The sequence below is a fragment of the Pseudomonas sp. ANT_J12 genome (genome assembly GCF_008370045.1).
Lineage (GTDB): Bacteria > Pseudomonadota > Gammaproteobacteria > Pseudomonadales > Pseudomonadaceae > Aquipseudomonas.
In genome coordinates this window covers 85114-102278 of record NZ_VOBN01000005.1, presented here as the reverse complement: position 1 = coordinate 102278, position 17165 = coordinate 85114, and the positions used below count along the sequence as shown (strand labels likewise).

17 protein-coding genes and 1 pseudogene are annotated in these 17165 nt (G+C 58.6%); 10 read left to right on the top strand and 8 right to left on the bottom strand.

Going from position 1 to position 17165, the window contains the following annotated elements:
* Positions 1 to 41 precede the first annotated feature (41 nt).
* The 3 genes from FQ192_RS13485 to FQ192_RS13475 all read right to left on the bottom strand — a co-directional run bounded on the left by FQ192_RS13485 (position 42) and on the right by FQ192_RS13475 (position 3864).
* The gene (locus FQ192_RS13485) at positions 42 to 461 is read right to left on the bottom strand and encodes a thioesterase family protein (RefSeq protein WP_149659050.1); all 420 of its coding nucleotides are present in this window, start codon (positions 459 to 461) and stop codon (positions 42 to 44) included.
* 132 nt (positions 462 to 593) lie between these two features.
* Positions 594 to 1820: a 3-hydroxyacyl-CoA dehydrogenase gene (locus FQ192_RS13480; RefSeq protein WP_149659049.1), complete on the bottom strand. Its 1227-nt coding sequence runs from the start codon at positions 1818 to 1820 to the stop codon at positions 594 to 596.
* Between the two features lie 115 nt (positions 1821 to 1935).
* Positions 1936 to 3864, bottom strand: a complete 1929-nt coding sequence (locus tag FQ192_RS13475) for an ATP-dependent DNA helicase RecQ (protein WP_149659048.1) — start codon at positions 3862 to 3864, stop codon at positions 1936 to 1938.
* 268 nt (positions 3865 to 4132) lie between these two features.
* Between FQ192_RS13475 and FQ192_RS13470 the strand changes: the two genes are divergently transcribed.
* Positions 4133 to 5185: a S8 family peptidase gene (locus FQ192_RS13470; RefSeq protein ID WP_256672284.1), complete on the top strand. Its 1053-nt coding sequence runs from the start codon at positions 4133 to 4135 to the stop codon at positions 5183 to 5185.
* A gap of 10 nt (positions 5186 to 5195) precedes the next feature.
* On the opposite strand, the pseudogene FQ192_RS13465 reads toward FQ192_RS13470, so the two are convergent.
* Positions 5196 to 5698, bottom strand: a pseudogene (locus FQ192_RS13465) (polysaccharide deacetylase).
* 297 nt (positions 5699 to 5995) lie between these two features.
* Here FQ192_RS13465 and FQ192_RS13460 point away from each other — a divergent pair.
* The 5 genes from FQ192_RS13460 (at position 5996) to FQ192_RS13440 (ending at position 9323) form a co-directional block, all read left to right on the top strand.
* Positions 5996 to 6277 (top strand): hypothetical protein, encoded by a 282-nt coding sequence (locus tag FQ192_RS13460; RefSeq protein ID WP_149659046.1) that lies wholly within the window; start codon positions 5996 to 5998, stop codon positions 6275 to 6277.
* Positions 6278 to 6790: 513 nt separating this feature from the next.
* Entirely contained in the window at positions 6791 to 7090 is a 300-nt protein-coding gene (locus FQ192_RS13455) for a hypothetical protein (protein WP_149659045.1), read from the top strand.
* A 310-nt stretch (positions 7091 to 7400) separates the two neighbouring features.
* Positions 7401 to 7754, top strand: coding sequence for a DUF1493 family protein (locus FQ192_RS13450; protein ID WP_149659044.1), 354 nt, complete (start codon positions 7401 to 7403; stop codon positions 7752 to 7754).
* Positions 7755 to 7836: 82 nt separating this feature from the next.
* On the top strand, positions 7837 to 8325 hold the full coding sequence (locus FQ192_RS13445) for a helix-turn-helix domain-containing protein (protein WP_149659043.1): 489 nt from the start codon (positions 7837 to 7839) through the stop codon (positions 8323 to 8325).
* Between the two features lie 143 nt (positions 8326 to 8468).
* A complete protein-coding gene (locus FQ192_RS13440; protein WP_149659271.1) occupies positions 8469 to 9323 on the top strand; it encodes a DMT family transporter in 855 nt (284 codons plus the stop codon).
* Between the two features lie 60 nt (positions 9324 to 9383).
* Here FQ192_RS13440 and FQ192_RS13435 read toward each other — a convergent pair whose 3' ends face one another.
* Entirely contained in the window at positions 9384 to 10925 is a 1542-nt protein-coding gene (locus FQ192_RS13435) for a phosphoenolpyruvate carboxykinase (protein WP_149659042.1), read from the bottom strand.
* 182 nt (positions 10926 to 11107) lie between these two features.
* Positions 11108 to 12010: an Hsp33 family molecular chaperone HslO gene (gene hslO / locus FQ192_RS13430; protein ID WP_123515852.1), complete on the bottom strand. Its 903-nt coding sequence runs from the start codon at positions 12008 to 12010 to the stop codon at positions 11108 to 11110.
* Between the two features lie 102 nt (positions 12011 to 12112).
* Between hslO and FQ192_RS13425 the strand changes: the two genes are divergently transcribed.
* Positions 12113 to 12922, top strand: coding sequence for a phosphatase PAP2 family protein (locus tag FQ192_RS13425; RefSeq protein ID WP_149659041.1), 810 nt, complete (start codon positions 12113 to 12115; stop codon positions 12920 to 12922).
* A 114-nt stretch (positions 12923 to 13036) separates the two neighbouring features.
* On the opposite strand, the gene FQ192_RS13415 is transcribed toward FQ192_RS13425, so the two are convergent.
* Positions 13037 to 13444: an RNA-binding S4 domain-containing protein gene (locus FQ192_RS13415; RefSeq protein ID WP_149659039.1), complete on the bottom strand. Its 408-nt coding sequence runs from the start codon at positions 13442 to 13444 to the stop codon at positions 13037 to 13039.
* A 116-nt stretch (positions 13445 to 13560) separates the two neighbouring features.
* Between FQ192_RS13415 and FQ192_RS13410 the strand changes: the two genes are divergently transcribed.
* The 3 genes from FQ192_RS13410 to rimK are packed head-to-tail and all read left to right on the top strand — an operon-like array spanning position 13561 to position 15738.
* Positions 13561 to 14340: an EAL domain-containing protein gene (locus FQ192_RS13410; RefSeq protein ID WP_149659038.1), complete on the top strand. Its 780-nt coding sequence runs from the start codon at positions 13561 to 13563 to the stop codon at positions 14338 to 14340.
* Positions 14341 to 14374: 34 nt separating this feature from the next.
* Positions 14375 to 14836, top strand: coding sequence for an ATP-dependent zinc protease (locus FQ192_RS13405; RefSeq protein ID WP_177331474.1), 462 nt, complete (start codon positions 14375 to 14377; stop codon positions 14834 to 14836).
* Positions 14833 to 15738, top strand: a complete 906-nt coding sequence (gene rimK / locus FQ192_RS13400; protein ID WP_054047778.1) for a 30S ribosomal protein S6--L-glutamate ligase — start codon at positions 14833 to 14835, stop codon at positions 15736 to 15738. The genes FQ192_RS13405 and rimK overlap by 4 nt, the downstream gene beginning before the upstream one ends.
* 107 nt (positions 15739 to 15845) lie before the next feature.
* On the opposite strand, the gene FQ192_RS13395 is transcribed toward rimK, so the two are convergent.
* The gene (locus tag FQ192_RS13395) at positions 15846 to 17159 is read right to left on the bottom strand and encodes an ATP-binding protein (protein ID WP_133837757.1); all 1314 of its coding nucleotides are present in this window, start codon (positions 17157 to 17159) and stop codon (positions 15846 to 15848) included.
* Positions 17160 to 17165 lie beyond the last annotated feature (6 nt).

Genomic DNA, 17165 nt, shown 5'->3' with positions numbered 1-17165 from the left:
TCAGAAATCGCAGCCCCAGGGCTGCGATTTTTTTTGGCCTGTCAAACCACCAACCGTTCCAGCGCCCCGCGCAATCCGGCTGGAATCGCCACCGGCTGATTCGACGCCCGATCCACAAACACATGCACAAAGCGCCCAGCCGCACAGGCTTCCTCTTCACCTTGCTTGAACACGGCCAGTTCGTACTGCACTGAGCTGTTGCCCAACTTGCCAACCCGCAGGCCGATCTCGATGCGATCCGGGAAAGCGATGGACGCAAAGTAATCGCACGCCGAGCTCACCACAAAACCCACCACTTCGCCGTCATGGATATCCAGCCCGCCCACTTCGATCAGGTAGGTGTTCACGGCCGTGTCGAAAAAGCTGTAGTAGGTGACGTTGTTCACGTGACCGTAGGCGTCGTTGTCATGCCAGCGGGTGGTGATGGGCTGGAAGTGAGGGTAGTCGGTGCGTTGGTTCATGGGGTTCTCGAAGATCGTTCCCACGCTCTGCGTGGGAATGCAGCCCGGGACGCTCCGCGTCCCAACAGCGGACGCAGAGCGTCCATGGAGGCGTTCCCACGCGGAGCATGGGAACGATCAAACAGGTGGAGTCTACCTGTCGGCAAACCCCTTACCCACCGCCGCCAACTCCCCAATCAACCGCGCCGGCTTCCACTGATCGCCCTGCCGGGTTTCCAGCGCCAGCAATCGCTGGTGAATATCCGCCAACCCCTGCTGATCCGCCCAGGCCATTGGCCCGCCCTTGTCCGCCGGGAAGCCATAGCCATTGAGGTAAACCAGGTCAATGTCATGGGCTGATGCGGCAATGCCTTCCTCAAGAATCTTCGCCCCTTCGTTGACCAGCGCCAGCAAACAACGCTCCAGCACCTCCTCAGGCCCGATCTCACGCCGCTGGAAGCCCAAACCCTCGCTGACCTTCAACACCAGCGCATCGACCTCCACATCGTGCTCAGCCTGCCGGCTGCCCGGCTCATAGTGGTAATAACCGTTGCCGCTCTTCTGGCCAAACCGTCCCAACTCACACAAGCGATTGTCGATCTGAACCTCGGGCGCATCCTGACCTTTACCGGCCAGTTCGCGGGCCCGCCATTCCAGATCGATGCCGACCACGTCGTACATGCGAAACGGCCCCATGGCGAAACCGAAGCCTTGCAGCGCCGCGTCCACCTGATAGGGGAAAGCCCCTTCGAGCAGCATCTTGCGCGCCTCGAGCACGTAGGTATGCAGCATGCGATTGCCGATAAAACCGTGACAGTTGCCCGACACGACGCTGACCTTGCCCATGCGCTTGCCCAGATCCTGCGCGGCATCGAGCACCGCCGGAGCGGTTTGCGCACCGCGAACGATCTCCAGCAGTTTCATGATGTGCGCCGGGCTGAAGAAGTGCAGGCCCAGCACCTGTTTCGGCCGGCGAGTGGCGGCGGCAATCGCGCCGATGTCCAGCGCCGACGTGTTGCTGGCCAGGATCGCTTCGGGCTTAAGCAGGCCATCCAGTTCACGGAAGATTTTCTGCTTCAATTCGAGGTTTTCGTACACCGCTTCAATCACCAGATCGACATCACGGATTGCCGCGTAATCGGCAGCCGATTTTATCCGCGCAATACGAGCATCGGCTTCAGCCTGATCGATCCGGCCCTGGCGCACATTATTGGCGTAGGTCTCAGCGACGGCGGCCAACGCCTGTTCCAGCATCTGCGGATTGTTATCGACCCACTGCACCGGCACCCCGGCATTGGCCAGGCACATGACAATGCCTCGGCCCATGGTGCCCGCGCCGATCACGGCGGCGCGCTGAATATCGAACGGCGTCTGGCTCATTGTTGTTCTCTTGTTGGCGGCTCAGGGACAGCCTTCACCATAGTCAGCCATCGCACGTTTTTGAAATTTATTCGTGTGATGGGCGACATTCAGGGGATGGATGCGCCCCAAGGCATCAGAGATGCGCCTGCGCCCATTCCCGCACATCGGCATATGGATAATCCTCCAGTGCACCCGAGCCCGGAATCGACCGCGCCTTGAGCTTGGTAAACAACGGCACACTGATCCCGCACAGAAACCGCGTCACCCGCTCCGCCGACGGAAAATGCCCGGTGTGCTGCTCATGCCTGTGGATAAAGTCACCACACAGCGCTTCAAAGTTTTTATCCACAAGCGCTGGCAACTCCGGCGGTGCCGGCAGCCGCGCCACATCCCCGTGACACACCGAACAATGCCCGCACTGCCGGGGTGCGTTTTCGTCGCCGAAATATTCGGCCAGGCGATAACCCAGACAGTGATCGGTGGCGAACAGATCGAGCATCGCGTGGATCCGTGCGATCTCGGTTTGCTCATGCCGAGTGAAGTAGGCGTGCAACTCTTCGCTCAGAGCCTGGGCATCAAAACCGGTTTGCAGCAGGCTGTAGACCTCGGTCATCTGCTTGCTTTCAAGTTCGACCCAGCCCTTCTCCTGGAAATAATCCAGCGCCTTGACCACCCGATTGCGCTCGGCCGAATGCTGCTCGTACAGCGCATCGAAATTCACCGTCGCCCAGGTCCGCGCACGGGTGGAGGTCTGGATAATCGCCGCGACGAAATCCTTGCGCTCACCCTCGAAACGGGCGAGCAACGCCTCGGGTTCCTGCAAATATTTGAAACGGTATTCCGCGTAATAGGCATAGCGCGGAGCGATGATTCCGCGCAGCTCCAATTGCACCAGCAAGGTCTTGAGCGGCAACTGACGAATGTTGCTCTGATCCGCCAACGGCCCCAGCAGAAACTCCCATTGCCCTTCGGGAGCAGCCGCTTGCAACTCGTCGAGCACGCAGCGAATGCCATCCAGTTCCGGCGTGTCGCCGTAGACGAAGTTTTCCAGCACATTGAGGCTGTCGCGGTTGGCTAAGACGAGGCAGTCGGAGGGCTGCCCGTCACGCCCGGCGCGACCGATTTCCTGGCTGTAGTTTTCGATGGATTTGGGCAGGTCGAAATGCACGACGTTGCGGATGTCGCTTTTATCGATGCCCATCCCGAATGCAATGGTGGCGACGATGCAATTCGACTGCCCGCCCATGAAGCGCTTCTGAATGCCTTCCCGTTGTTCATGTGGTAAACCGGCGTGATAGGCCTCGGCCTGAATGCCGTTGCGGCCCAGATGCTCGGCTATGTTCTCGGCGGTTTTCTGCAGGGTGACGTAGACGATGCTCGGCTGGCCGGGACGCTGGCTCATCCACTCGACCAGACGTCGGCGTTTGTCCTGGCCGCGCACCGGTTCCACCAGCAGGTTGAGGTTCGGCCGATAGAAACCAGTGGTCACCACGTCTTCGGGAGCGATGGCGAATTTCGCCTCCATGTCCGCGATGACTTTGGGCGTCGCCGTGGCGGTCAGCAGCAAGGCCTGGGGGATGTTGAACTGGCGCTGATAGTCCGGAAGCTTGAGGTAGTCGGGGCGGAAGTTGTGGCCCCATTCCGAGATGCAGTGCGCCTCGTCCACCACCAGCAGCGAGATCGGCACCTGCTGCAAGAAATTGCGGAAGCGCTCGTTCTTCAGGCGCTCCACGGAAATCATCAGAATCTTCAACTCGCCCGACTTGGCCCTGGCCATCACGTCACTGGCGTCGTCGCGGCTCTGGGCCGAATCGATACTGCCCGCCGAAATGCCATGGCGTTGCAGGAACGCCAACTGATCCTGCATCAACGCCAGCAGTGGCGACACCACCAACGTCAGGTGCGGCAGCAATAGCGCCGGCAATTGATAACACAGGGACTTGCCCGAGCCGGTAGGGAAAATCGCCGCCGCCGAGCGCCCGGCCAACACCGCGCTGACCGCTGCCTCCTGGCCGGGCCGAAACTGTGGATAACCGAAAACCTGTTCCAGGGTGTTGTGCATAAGCTGTCACTCCGTTGACTGCTGCGATGCCAAAAGCCTAGCCGGCGATTGCAGCGAGTCGAGAAAAGGTCGGGGACCAAAACGATACGAGATGATACAGCCTTCGCCGCCCTGGGCTTTTGCCACAGGATGAAACAAACGAAACACTTTAGGCCCTCGCGGCACCAGCCGATCTGCAGGTAATGTTCGCCCTCACAAAACCACTGTCCGCGCACCTCCCATCATGGCAGGACGCCTGATGCGCGCGGATCCAGACGAAGGAACGACCATGCTGCCCACACCACTTTATCCAATAGCTTTTGCCTCTCTGCTGCTCACCGGTTGTATGCAGCTCCCCGAAGATCCACCGCTCCTCGCCACGTTCGAAACCCCGGAATATCAGGCCCAGAAAGGCCTCGCAGTGATTAATGCCGCAAGCCTCTACGCACGCGGCGGCACCGGTCAGGACGTGTCCGTTGCGCTGATCGACTCAGGCCTGAACAGCCTGTTGCCGGAGTTTCAAGGGCGGGTCCGTGACCCGGGATTCGACTACGTCGAGCAAAAGGTCGGCACCATTGACCGGGTCGGTCACGGCACTCAAATGGCCGGTATTCTCGCGGCCAACAAGGATGATCAGGGCATGCACGGCGTCGCGTACAACGCGCAACTGATCCCCTTCCGATTCGGCGACGACAATGAGCCGTTTTTTTTCGACAATGAAATCGCGCGCTCCTGGCAGTCAGGTTTCGATAAGGGCGCACGAATCCTCAGTAACTCATGGGCCAATGCCATCCCGGCGACTGAGATTAATGAGGCGCGCTATCGCCAGGTAATGCCCAAATCGATGACGACCGCGCAAAAGCTTGTGCAGGAAGGCGCGGTGTTTGTGTTTCCGACCGGCAACGAACTGAAAAGAGAACCGTTGGCCGAGCCCGGTTTGCCCATTGCATCACCCGAGCTGGAGAAGGGATGGCTGGCGGTGGTCGCGCTGAAAAATGACGGCAGCGCCATCAATGCAAAATCCAATTACTGCGGCGTGGCAGCAGACTGGTGCATCGCCGCACCGGGTGGCGACGCGGGCGAAGAAAATGGCTTGCTGACGACCAGCAAGGACGGCAAATACGTACAAACCGCGGGCACATCGCCTGCCACTGCACTGGTCAGCGGCGCACTGGCAGCCCTGCAAAGCCATTATCCCGAGCTCAGCGCCCAGCAAGTGCGCGATCACCTGTTGGCGACCGCCAATCGAACCGGCATCTACGCCAACAGTGAAGCCTATGGCAGAGGGCTGCTGGACCTTGACGCTGCATCGCGCCAGCCTCCACAGCGGATGAATAATTGATTCAAGCTGCTTAAGGAATCAACACCGCCACTCTCAGCTGCTCATTCAGCGCCTGCTCATGAAATACCCGGCTCTTGCTCGCCCAGGCGGCATAAGCCGGGCTGATTTCACCGGTGAACGCCGCTGCCAACTGACGCAAATCAGCAACGCTGCGCGCACGCGGACAGAAGAGTTCGCCATCGCAGTTCTGGCTGGCATTGCGGTAAGTGGTGAGCAAGCGATCCCACAAGCCGTCACGCACTTGTCGCACAGACTTGAGCTTCACCGCCTGCACGCCCAGTCGTTGTTTCAGACCGGGTTGTCCAGCGCTTCGCTGTCCAGCAGCGCCTTGCCAATCATCAGCACTTCGGCGCGGGACGCGGTATCGACTTCAGCCTGAGTGGTCAGGGCGTCCGGCCAGCCGGTGCGGTCCATATTGGCCTGCACCATCGAACCACCCGCGTCAGTGGCGCCCGCCACACGACAGACACCGGCCCACAACAACACCATCGAGGCCATACGTAGCCAATGCATACCTAATTCCCTTTAAGCGTGTGTCAGACGTTTGGAAACGTCCTACAGATTCTGGCGCGCACCATACAGAGGTTTGCCGCGCAATGCCTGACAAACCCGTGGGAAATTTAACCCGTAAGGGTTTTTCCATAAAAACCCTCGGCAAACGCGTAGGCCAAGTCCTAAAACACGGGTAAAACCCCTACGAATCCTGTCCATCGCGGTCCTATAGCCGCGCCGTGTGATGCCCTTTTATAGTCTTTGGCGCGGCTGAATCAGTGTCTCGGCCTGCCGTGATTTCGCACAGGACGAACCTTGATGAACACGCTCCAATCACAGACCGACCGCTATCGCCCTCTCAAGTCCAGCTACAGCGACACCCCGGTGCTGGTCATCGATACCGAAGCCGACCCGCACGAAATCCTCGACGCCGCCCGCCAACGCATCGGCGCCGCCAACGACCTGCTCGAAACGCTTTATTGCCAGAGTTTCAATGAAGCGGATATCAAGGACATTCCACATATCATTAATGCACTTTACTTATTAACCCAGGACGGACACCAACTTCTGGAAGTTGCAACAACACGAATAAAACCCTGATACGAAACCGGCAATAACTCACTGCTTTATTATTTATCCGACTAAAACTGGTCTGCAGACTCTTATAATCCATCAAGTCTTTTGTGGTACCGGCTCGACTAAATTTGATAACAAGAACCCTGCTTACCGAGACGGTGGGCGAGGTCGAAAAACACGACGTGTTTAAAAGACTGGCGAATCCGTAGGAACGGCCTATAAAAGCTTCGTCCCGTTCCTACAAGCGAAGACTCTTTGTCTTCTATCGCAGCCCCGTAGCCCATCTCTATAGTTGTGACTGTCGCTGCCAAATCAGCGACTCGGGCTTGGTCACCCGTATTAGATTCACGCACGCACCCGTTGTATGCTGCCGGCACTTTTGTGTCAGTACGCTTTATGGCGGCTGTGTTTGGGACGTCTTTAGGCGTGCCGGGTAAGCGTGCGATCTCACCGGTTGACCAACCCGAACACAGTCGCCTCCCATCGCTTGGTCACGATGACGGCGCTAACTTCTGACACATTTCGAGATTGCACACCATGAATAGCTGGAATCCGTTCACCAACGATCGCTACCTTCCACTCCAAACCAACCTCACCGACTCCCCGCCCCTGATCATCGACACAGAGGCCAACCCCCAGGACATCCTCGAAGCCGCCCTCCAGCGAATCCGAGCCTCCAGCGACCTCCTCAAAACCCTGCACTGCACCTGTTTCAAAAACGGCGACGTCGAAGACATCCCCCACATCACCCACGCGCTCTACCTGCTCAGCCAGGACGGCTGCGACCTACTCAAAGTCGCCCAACAACGCATGATGGGCTGGAAAGCACCCGCCTGACACCCAGCGAAGATCGTTCCCACGCTCCGCGTGGGAATGCCTCAACGGACGCTCCGCGTTCGGCTCTTGGGACGCAGAGCGTCCCGGGCTGCATTCCCACGCAGAGCGTGGGAACGATCAACATCTGAGGATAACCGTGAGCATGTTTTTTGATGAGCTATTGGAAAGTGTGCAACAGATGAACGAAGTCCTACGCGGCGAGCGTCAACCTTTCCGCAAACACCATGTTCACAGCACGGATCAACATCCGACACGCCGCGAAATCAGGCTTAATCCACCTCATCGAAATGCCCCTGACGGAAGACGCACCATGAACCTCGCCCCCAACTTCCCCGACGACCACGCCATGCACCTGCTCATGCAGTTATTGCACGAAGAACTCGGCCTGCCCGAACGCAAAACCATCAGCCTCGCCACCTCGATCAACTTCGACCTCGGCTGCGACGGCGCTGACGCGCAAAACCTGATGGAAGCGCTGGAAGAACAGTTCGGGATCGACTTCATCGACTACGACGCCTACCGCTACTTCCAGCCGGAAGGATTCGATGTGCATCTCAAGCGTCGGGCAAAGGGACGCGGCGATAAAGTCCCGCTGACCATTGGCATGCTTTACCAAGCAGTCAAATCGCAACGCTGGGATACACAGGAAATGGAAGGCCAGTGAAGCAGGTGTTGCGACTCAACAGGCCCGCATAACTGCAATTATTCTGGCGCTACCACCTCAGAAGTGAAGGAATATTAGCTGCATGGCTAGAAAAACAGCGCCACTGCTTCCTCGAACCAAAAGACTCCTTACCGAATTAGGCGAACGCCTGAAACTGGCTCGCTTACGTCGAAGGCTGACCGCCAAAATGGTGGCAGAGCGGGCCGGCATGTCTGTCATGACCTTGCGTTCACTGGAGTCTGGTGGCGCTGGAGTGACGATGGGGGCGTATTTGTCAGTGATGCAGGCATTGAGTCTGGAGCAAGACCTGAACAAGATTGCCGAATCCGACGAGATGGGACGTCGATTGCAAGACGCTCAGTTAACTCGAGCCTCTAGGCCAAAGTTAAAAAAAGCCAAGCGTGAACAAAACGACATTGCCGCCAAGGTAAGCAAACCATCCGGCTCTCAGATAGGTCGTGTTATTCGTGAGTCGGATTACATCGGGTTTGACCCGGATGACTTCCCACTGAATACCCACGCTTTCTCCGCTTTATTTACAAAAAAAAAGAAACCTGAATCCAACACATAGCGAGGCATGTAGATTGGGGCGCGAGCGAGGCTTTGATACTGAGAAATCGCTCCCCTCGATTTCACCAGCTATCGATACTTCCGACCCAAAGGTTACGATGTGCTCCCCAAACACACCTATAAGGACATAGCGTGGACGTACTGATGGGTTTACTCGCCGCCCTGCTCTGGGGCGGTACGGATTTTCTGGTGGGCTTGAATGCCCGCGCAGTCGGCGTCAAACGCGCAGTATATTTTGGCCAGGCGCTGGGCTTCACAATCATGAGCCTGCTGCTGATCGCCGTTCCCAGCTTCATCTTCAAATCCATGGCTGCACCACTCACTGTCTGGTTGATTGGCATCGGCGCCGCCATCCTGACCGTGTCCGGTGCCCTGGCCCTGTCCAAAGCCTTCGCCCTTGGCAAAGCCTCTATTGTCGCGCCGCTGGTGACGTCCTACGGTGTGGTGACGACGTTGCTGTCCTGGGCCGGAGGCGAACAAATCAACCTGGTCCAGTTGCTGTGCATCGCCTTGTGCGTACTCGGGGTCATCCTCTCCAGCATTCACTCTGACTCGAAGATTCCACACACCACACAAGCCAGCAGTTCGATTACCTATGCGTTGTTGGCTGCCGTGTTCTACGGCACCAGTTTTTGGCTGCAAGGCCACTTCGTCCTACCCGTTCTCGGGCCCGTGACAATGCTGTGGCTCGCCTATCTTGTTGGGCTGATCGTGCTGGTGCTCATGGTCATCAAAATAAAGGACGGCTTGAAAATACCGCCCCTGAAAAACTGCATGACGCTGACGGGCGCGAGCCTGATGAATCTGGGTGGTTTTTCGTCATTCGCTTGGGGTGCGGTGGCTGGATCCGTATCGGTAGTGACCGTGATCAGCACATTGTCGGGGGGGATTGCGGCGATTTTGGGTTATGTGTTTTTCAAGGAGCGGTTGGCCAAGATCCAAGTGCTCGGTGTTGTTTTGGTCTTGGTCGGTGCGTTTATTCTGCACCTGAAAACCTGAAAAGCGCCCACAAAAAAGCCGCCCCGAAGGGCGGCTTTTTCATTTCGCTAAACCCAAACCTTACAACTTAGGCCCAGCCGCCTTAATCGCATCACTCACTTCAAACTTCTTGAAGTTCTCAACAAACAACCCAGCCAACGCTTTAGCCGCTTCATCGTAAGCAGCCTTGTCGGCCCAGGTATTACGCGGGTTTAACAGGCCAGTCTCAACACCAGGAACAGCCAACGGCACGTCCAGGTTGATGGTGTCCAGGTGTTCGGTTTCAACGCCAATCAACGCACCGCTCTGGATCGCTGCGATCACGCCACGGGTGGTCGGGATGTTGAAGCGTTTGCCGACGCCGTAGCCGCCGCCAGTCCAACCGGTGTTGACCAGGTAGACCTTGGAGCCGAAGCCGCGGATGCGTTTGATCAGCAGTTCTGCGTATTCGCCGGCCGGACGCGGGAAGAACGGTGCGCCGAAGCAGGTGGAGAAGGTGGATTTGATGCCGCTGCCGGAACCCATTTCGGTCGAGCCCACCAGTGCGGTGTAGCCGGACAGGAAGTGGTAGGCCGCTTGTTCTTCGCTGAGGATGGACACTGGTGGCAGGACGCCGGTCAGGTCGCAGGTCAGGAAGATCACAGCGTTTGGCTCGCCACCGAGGTTCTTCTCGGAACGCTTGGCAACGTGCTCCAGCGGGTAGGCGGCGCGGCTGTTCTGGGTCAGGCTGACATCGGCGTAGTCAGCGTGCTTGGCGTCGTCGATGACGACGTTTTCCAGGACGGCGCCGTGCTTGATGGCTTTCCAGATGACCGGCTCGTTCTTCTCGGAGAGGTCGATGCACTTGGCGTAGCAGCCGCCTTCGATGTTGAAGACAACGCCTTCGCCCCAGCCGTGTTCGTCGTCACCGATCAGGTAACGGCTTTCGTCGGCGGACAGTGTGGTTTTGCCGGTGCCGGACAGACCGAAGAACAGGGTCACGTCGCCTGCTTCGCCGATGTTGGCGGCGCAGTGCATTGGCAGCACGTCCGAAGCCGGCAGCAGGTAGTTCTGCACGGAGAACATGGCTTTCTTCATTTCACCGGCGTAACGCATGCCGGCGATCAGCACTTTTTTCTGTGCGAAGTTCAGGATCACGCAACCGTCGGAGTTGGTGCCGTCACGCTCAGGCACGCACTCGAAATTGGCCACGTTGAGCACTTGCCATTCGTCACGACCGGCCGGGTTGTACTTTTCCGGGTTGATGAACAGGCAACGACCGAACAGGTTCTGCCAGGCAGTCTGGGTGGTCATCTTCACAGCCAGGTAGTGGTCTTCAGACGCACCTACATGCACGTGGGAAACGAAATGCTCTTGCGCGTTGTTGAACGCCTCGACGCGAGCCCACAGGGCATCGAACTTGTCGGCAGGGAACTTGCGGTTGATCGGGCCCCAGGCGATGGAAGCCGAAGTGGACGGCTCGTCAACGATGAAACGATCAACTGGCGAGCGGCCGGTGCGGTGACCGGTGCGAACAACCAGCGCGCCGGTATCGGCAAGCTCGCCTTCACCGCGATTCAAGGCTTCTTTTACCAGATCATCAACACTCAGATCGGTGTACACGGCGTTATTGGCTTGCGTCATGAGATTCCCCGTCGGCCAGTGGCCGAGTGTGCTCCAAACGTTTTGTAGTAGAAAGTCGTGCACTACTACCGCGACAAAAAGTGGGCCGGATTATGCCAGAAACGCCCAAAAATAGTAGGGCCCTCCCGTCGTAACGGCGTTATTCCGGCGCTAACCAGTGAATTTACCTGCGCTGAACCGTTTTAGTGCCGGGTATCTGACGGCGTATCGACACCCGCGCCGGCGAACAATTGAGTGATATCCGCGGCATCGAACAGGTAGCGCTGGTTGCAAAACTGGCAATCAATCTCGATGTGGCCGCCGTGTTCGATCACCAGCGACTGGGCATCTTCCAGACCCAAGCTGACCAGCGCATTGGCAGAACGTTCGCGCGAGCAACTGCAACGGAAGCGCAGTTTCTGCACATCGAACAGGCGCACCTGCTCTTCGTGGTAGAGGCGATGGAGCACGGTTTCGTTGTCCAGGCTCAGCAATTCGTCGGCGGTCAGGGTGCTGCCCAGCGCGGTGATGTGCTGCCAACTGGCGGCGCGTTCTTCTTCGTCTTTCAGACGGTCGGCAGGCAATTGCTGCAGCAACAGGCCACGGGCGCGACGGCCGTCGGCGTACAGCCAGAAGCGCGTGCCGACTTGCTGGGACATGACGAAGTAGTTGGTGAAGCACTCGGACAGGGTTTCGCCGTCGAGGTCGACGATGCCCTGGTAACGCTGGCCCTGGGTCGGGTCGACGGTCAGCGCCAACACGCCGTTGGGCATGAGGTCGGCGAGGGTCGCGTCGGGGGCAATCTGGTCGGCTTCGTAACGGGCCAGGCCACGGATTTCGCGCTCGCTGGAACACTCGATCATCAGCAAAGGGATCGGGCCATCGGAACGCGCCTGCAGGATCAGCAGCCCATCAAACTTGAGGGTGCCCACCAGCAACGCGGCGGCGGCCATCAGTTCGCCCAGCAGTTGCGCAACCGGCTCTGGGTAGGGGTGTTTGGCCAGCACTTCGGCATAGCTACGTTCCAACGCCACCAGCTCGCCGCGGGTGTCGCTGTCATCGAAGATGAAGCGTTGGGTGAAGTCGGAATCCGGTAGATCGGTCATAGGTCTGGGTATCTGAAGTGATGACAATTTAGTTACAAGTAGTGACAATTACGCTTTGCGGCACCGTTTTGGTGCGCAATGTTCAGCCATTGGAGGCATTTTATGAACAATCCGGGTTTGTTCCAAGCAAGGTGGAACCTCCGCCGGTTGGTGCTGTGCAATTTCGTGCCTCTGGTACTGCTGGCATTCTGGTTATGGCCTACGGGTCAGATGTTGTGCGTGTTTTTCGACGAGTGGCTGTTTCACCTGCTCAATGCTCCGTTGGCCAGCAACCCGATATGGCTCCACATTTGGGCAATTGCAAGTCTGCGTCCGTTTGACGCGGTGGTCGGGGTGATTTTGCTGACACTGCTGATCAAGGGCGATTGGGTGTTCGACGCCATCGATGTCCGCCGGGCGTTTTTCGGCTTCCTGGCGATCCTGTTGTTGCTGCTGTTTATCCGCATGCTGTTTTCGAAACTCGCCGAGCACATGGGCTGGCAGCACAGCAGTCCGTCGATGATGATCAACGGCGCGATTCAGATGAGCGATTACTTCCCCGGGCTTGAGAAGACGTGGGAATTGAAGGACCGATCGAGCCAGAGCTTTCCCGGTGACCATGCGTCTGTTCTGTTGATCTGGGCACTGTTCATGACGGTGTTCAGCCGTGGAACCGGGCAGACGCTGACGATCTGGGGCCTGGCGTTGCTGTTTATGATGCCGCGACTGGTGGCGGGCGCGCATTGGGGCCAGGACGATTACATCGGCGGCGTACTGCTGGCGGTGTGGGCGTTGGGCTGGGGTTACTACACGCCCTTTGCGTATCACGTTTCGGGGTTTTTCCTGAAGGTGACGGCGCCGGTGTTCGGGCTGCTGGGGAAATTGCCGGTGCTTTCGCGGATGAGTGTGGTGCGTAGCGTTTCAGTTCGGTAATTGATCGTTCCTACGCTCTGCGTGGGAATGCAGCCCGGGACGCTCCGCGTCCCAAAGCGGACGCGGAGCGTCCATTGAGGCATTCCCACGCAGAGCGTGGGAGCGATCCTTGGACTACTCGTCGTTACTGCTCCCGCGGAACTTGAACAAATCCCGTCGCTGTTTCTTGCTCGGTTTGCCATCGGTGCTCACGCCCAACGACCCGGCCTTGCGCATCGCTGCGGCCGCTTCACGCTTGGCGACACTTGCCTCGGTCTCGGCGTACAACGTCTGCGCTTCTGGCGCGCCACGGCGCACGATCGACAGCGCCTGGACCACAATGGTCTTTTCCTCAAACCCGATGCGAATCTGAAACTCATCACCGATGCGCGGCTCCTTGCCCGGTTTGCAGCGATCTCCCCGGCAGTGCACCTTGCCACTCTCGATGGCCGACTTGGCCAAGGCCCGTGTTTTGTAAAAACGCGCGGCCCACAACCATTTATCGAGACGGACCTTGTCGTCCTCTTCCTGTTTTTGTGCCATACGAATTCCTCTTTCTGCCAATAGTCGGAACTGTACTACTGATTCTGTCGGGCGCAAGAACCGGGTCTGCCAGCTAGAATCTGGTCTCGGCCGGATCTCCGGCATGGAGTGATCGAGTGACTATATTTCCGTCTTCATTAACTTCGCCCCAAGACGCTTGCAAGGGCTGCCAGCAAAGCGAGCCGCTGGGCTTCGATTTTGCCTTTGCCTTCCAACCCATCGTCGACCTGCGGGACCAATCGGTGTTCGCCCACGAAGCCCTGGTCCGTGGCCTGGCCGGTGAAGGCGCGCTGTCCGTGTTAGATCAGGTTACAGAAGAGAACCGCTACCGTTTCGACCAGCGCTGCCGGACCCGCGCGATCGAAGGTGCGGCCAATCTTAATATGCAGACACACTTGTCGATCAACTTCATGCCCAACGCGGTCTATCGTCCAGAACTATGCATTCGCAGCACCCTGGCGGCGGCGAAGGAACACAATTTTCCGATCGACCGACTGATTTTCGAAACCCTGGAAAGCCAACACGTAGATAACTATCGCCATTTGACCAATATTCTGCGTGAATACCGCGAATTCGGCTTCAAGACCGCCATCGACGATTTCGGTGCCGGTTATTCGGGGCTCAATCTGCTGGCTGATTTCCAACCGGACCTGATCAAACTCGACATGGCGCTGATCCGCGATGTCGATCGCGACCGTGTTCGTCAGGCTATCGTTCGGGGGGTTGTCACAATGTGTGCGGAGTTGAACGTTACAGTCATTGCCGAAGGCATTGAGAGCGCCGGTGAACGGGATTTCCTGGCGGACTGTGGAATATTTCTGATGCAGGGCTTCTGGTTCGCCAAACCTGCATTCAAGGCATTGCCCCAGGTACCCCCTGAGGCGTGGATGCGTTAATCGCCGGTTTTTCCTATTGAAGACATTTGACCATTTGACCGTTGTCGGTCTGCGCGAGTGGGTGGCGCTCCCGGATTTGGGAGTCGCGGGCCTTCGGGCAAAAATCGACACCGGCGCCAGCACCTCCAGCCTGCACGCCACCGACATCGAGACCTTCGAGCGGGACGGGCAGGAATGGGTGCGCTTCACCGCGCACCTGGGCACGGTGGTGCAACTGCGCCACCGCCGCTGCGAGGCGCCGCTGGTGACGATGAAAACCATCAAGAGCTCCAACGGCCACGCGCAGATGCGCTACGTGGTCAGCACCACCCTGGCCCTCGGTGATCGGGTCTGGCGGGTCGAGTTCACCCTCGCCTGCCGCAAGTCCATGCGTTATCGCCTGTTACTCGGTTCCAAAGCCCTGATCGACGGCCAGCTGGTGGTCAATCCGGGGATCAAATACGTACAAGACAAGCCGGTGTTCCCGGTATCTACCTCTTCCACAGGTGTTGCATGAAGATCGCTGTGCTGTCGCGAAACCCGCGTCTGTATTCCACCCGTCGTCTGGTCGAAGCCGGTATCGAGCGTGGCCATGAAATGGTGGTGATCGACACCCTGCGCGCCTACATGAACATTGCCAGCCACAAACCGCAGATCCACTACCGCGGCAAGCCGCTGGAAGGTTTCGATGCGGTGATCCCGCGGATCGGTGCGTCGGTGACGTTTTATGGCTGCGCGGTGTTGCGTCAGTTCGAAATGATGGGCGTGTTCCCGCTCAACGAGTCGGTGGCCATCGCCCGTTCCCGGGACAAATTGCGCTCGCTGCAATTGCTGTCGCGCCGGGGCATCGGTTTGCCAGTCACCGGGTTTGCCCACTCGCCGGACGACATTCCCGACCTGATCGACATGGTCAACGGCGCGCCGCTGGTGATCAAAGTACTGGAAGGCACCCAGGGCATCGGTGTGGTGCTGTGTGAAACGGCCACCGCGGCAGAGTCGGTGATCGAGGCGTTCATGGGCCTGAAGCAGAACATCATGGTTCAGGAGTACATCAAGGAAGCCGGTGGAGCGGACATTCGCTGCTTCGTGGTCGGCGACAAGGTAATCGCGGCGATGAAGCGCCAGGCCAAGCCTGGGGAGTTCCGCTCCAACCTGCATCGCGGCGGCAGTGCCAGTTTGATCAAGATTACGCCGGAAGAACGCATGACCGCGTTGCGTGCCGCGAAGGTGATGGGTTTGGCGGTGGCCGGTGTGGATATCCTGCGTTCCAATCACGGGCCGCTGGTGATGGAAGTGAACTCGTCGCCGGGGCTGGAAGGGATTGAGACCACCACCGGTAAGAATGTGGCGGGGATCATCATTGAGCATTTGGAGAAGAATGGTGGGCCGAACATGACGCGCACCAAGGGCAAGGGATAGAAGCAGCTTTAAGCGGCAAGCTTTAAGCTGCAAGGGAAAAGCGACGGCGGCTTAACGCTGGACTTGCTTTTCACTTGGGGCTTGCAGCTTGCCACTCGCAGCTGTCGTCAGACCGCATCCCGCGGCAGCATCAACCCCAGCGGCAATCGCACCCGCGCCTCAAGTCCACCACCCGAACGGTTACGCAGCTCAACATTCCCGCCATGCATCGAAGCAATCCGCTTCACAATCGCCAGGCCCAGGCCTGTGCCCTTCCCGCCCCGCGCCCGATCACCGCGGGTAAACGGGTTGAAGATCGCCTCCAGCTCCGACGGATCAATCCCCGCGCCACGGTCCATGACGCTCAGTACCACATACGGCGCACTGATGTCGCCGGACACATAGGCCGCGACTTCAACACTGCTGCCCGCATGGTTCAAGGCGTTGCCGATCAGGTTGTTCAACAAGCGCTTCATCGAGACTCGACGTAGCGGAAACGGCTGGATCGGCTCCAGGCGCAACTGGACTTTCTGTTCGTTCTGGTTGTACGGCGCAGCCACTTCCCGCACCAGATCCGTCAGGTCCACCTCTTCCACCGACTCGTCACGACCGTCGCGAATGAACGCCAGGAACTGATCGAGAATCGCGTCCATGTCTTCGATGTCGCGCACCATGTCATCGCTGAGATCACTGTGGTCGCCCATCAATTCCAGGGACAGGCGCAAACGGGTCAGCGGCGTGCGCAGGTCGTGGGACACCCCGGCCAGCATCAACTCGCGCTCGCGGCCGGCCTGCTCGACGTCTTCGGCCATCTGGTTGAAAGCGCGGTAAACCTCGGCCATCTCGCTCGGCGTGTCGCTGATCGGCAGGCGCACGCTGCGGCCCTGGCCGAGTTGCCGTGCGGCATAGACCAGGCGTTTCAAGGGTTGATTGAGCTGGCTGACGAAGATCCACGCCGAAGCGGTGGACAGCAAGCCGATGGCGAGGAACCAGCCGAGCACGTTCCAGATTTTCTGGCCACGCAACGGATGCGGGTACAGCGGCACTTTCAGCCAGCCATCGCCCAGGCTCGGCGCCCGGACCCACAGCGCTGGCGGGGAGTGCATGCGTAATCGAACCTCGGTGTCGGCGCCCAGCTCCGCCTGCATTTGCCGCTGGTAGATCTCGCTGTACGGCCAGTGTTGTTCGCCTTCCGGCACACCGGCGCCCACGACCCGGATCAGGGTCGCGGCATCTGCAATTTTCGTACGGTTTTCTTCATCGGCGGCCCAATAGGCGCGCAGCGTCAGGGCGACGCCGTGGCTGTATTGGCGGTCCACCAGCACGTCTTCGTTCATCAATAGATAAACCAGGGTCAGCGCTTTGGAGAACAGGACGACAATCAGCACCAGCCACAGGGTGCGGGAGAAGAAACTCTGGGGGAACCAAACGGGGGTTTTCATGGATAA

Excerpts from the sequence above, each read along its gene's own strand:
- FQ192_RS13485 (WP_149659050.1), bottom strand. The coding sequence starts at position 461 with ATGAACCAACGCACCGACTACCCTCACTTCCAGCCCATCACCACCCGC.
- FQ192_RS13480 (WP_149659049.1), bottom strand. The coding sequence starts at position 1,820 with ATGAGCCAGACGCCGTTCGATATTCAGCGCGCCGCCGTGATCGGCGCG.
- FQ192_RS13475 (WP_149659048.1), bottom strand. The coding sequence starts at position 3,864 with ATGCACAACACCCTGGAACAGGTTTTCGGTTATCCACAGTTTCGGCCC.
- FQ192_RS13470 (WP_256672284.1), top strand. The coding sequence starts at position 4,133 with ATGCTGCCCACACCACTTTATCCAATAGCTTTTGCCTCTCTGCTGCTC.
- FQ192_RS13460 (WP_149659046.1), top strand. The coding sequence starts at position 5,996 with ATGAACACGCTCCAATCACAGACCGACCGCTATCGCCCTCTCAAGTCC.
- FQ192_RS13455 (WP_149659045.1), top strand. The coding sequence starts at position 6,791 with ATGAATAGCTGGAATCCGTTCACCAACGATCGCTACCTTCCACTCCAA.
- FQ192_RS13450 (WP_149659044.1), top strand. The coding sequence starts at position 7,401 with ATGAACCTCGCCCCCAACTTCCCCGACGACCACGCCATGCACCTGCTC.
- FQ192_RS13445 (WP_149659043.1), top strand. The coding sequence starts at position 7,837 with ATGGCTAGAAAAACAGCGCCACTGCTTCCTCGAACCAAAAGACTCCTT.
- FQ192_RS13440 (WP_149659271.1), top strand. The coding sequence starts at position 8,469 with ATGGGTTTACTCGCCGCCCTGCTCTGGGGCGGTACGGATTTTCTGGTG.
- FQ192_RS13435 (WP_149659042.1), bottom strand. The coding sequence starts at position 10,925 with ATGACGCAAGCCAATAACGCCGTGTACACCGATCTGAGTGTTGATGAT.
- hslO (WP_123515852.1), bottom strand. The coding sequence starts at position 12,010 with ATGACCGATCTACCGGATTCCGACTTCACCCAACGCTTCATCTTCGAT.
- FQ192_RS13425 (WP_149659041.1), top strand. The coding sequence starts at position 12,113 with ATGAACAATCCGGGTTTGTTCCAAGCAAGGTGGAACCTCCGCCGGTTG.
- FQ192_RS13415 (WP_149659039.1), bottom strand. The coding sequence starts at position 13,444 with ATGGCACAAAAACAGGAAGAGGACGACAAGGTCCGTCTCGATAAATGG.
- rimK (WP_054047778.1), top strand. The coding sequence starts at position 14,833 with ATGAAGATCGCTGTGCTGTCGCGAAACCCGCGTCTGTATTCCACCCGT.
- FQ192_RS13395 (WP_133837757.1), bottom strand. The coding sequence starts at position 17,159 with ATGAAAACCCCCGTTTGGTTCCCCCAGAGTTTCTTCTCCCGCACCCTG.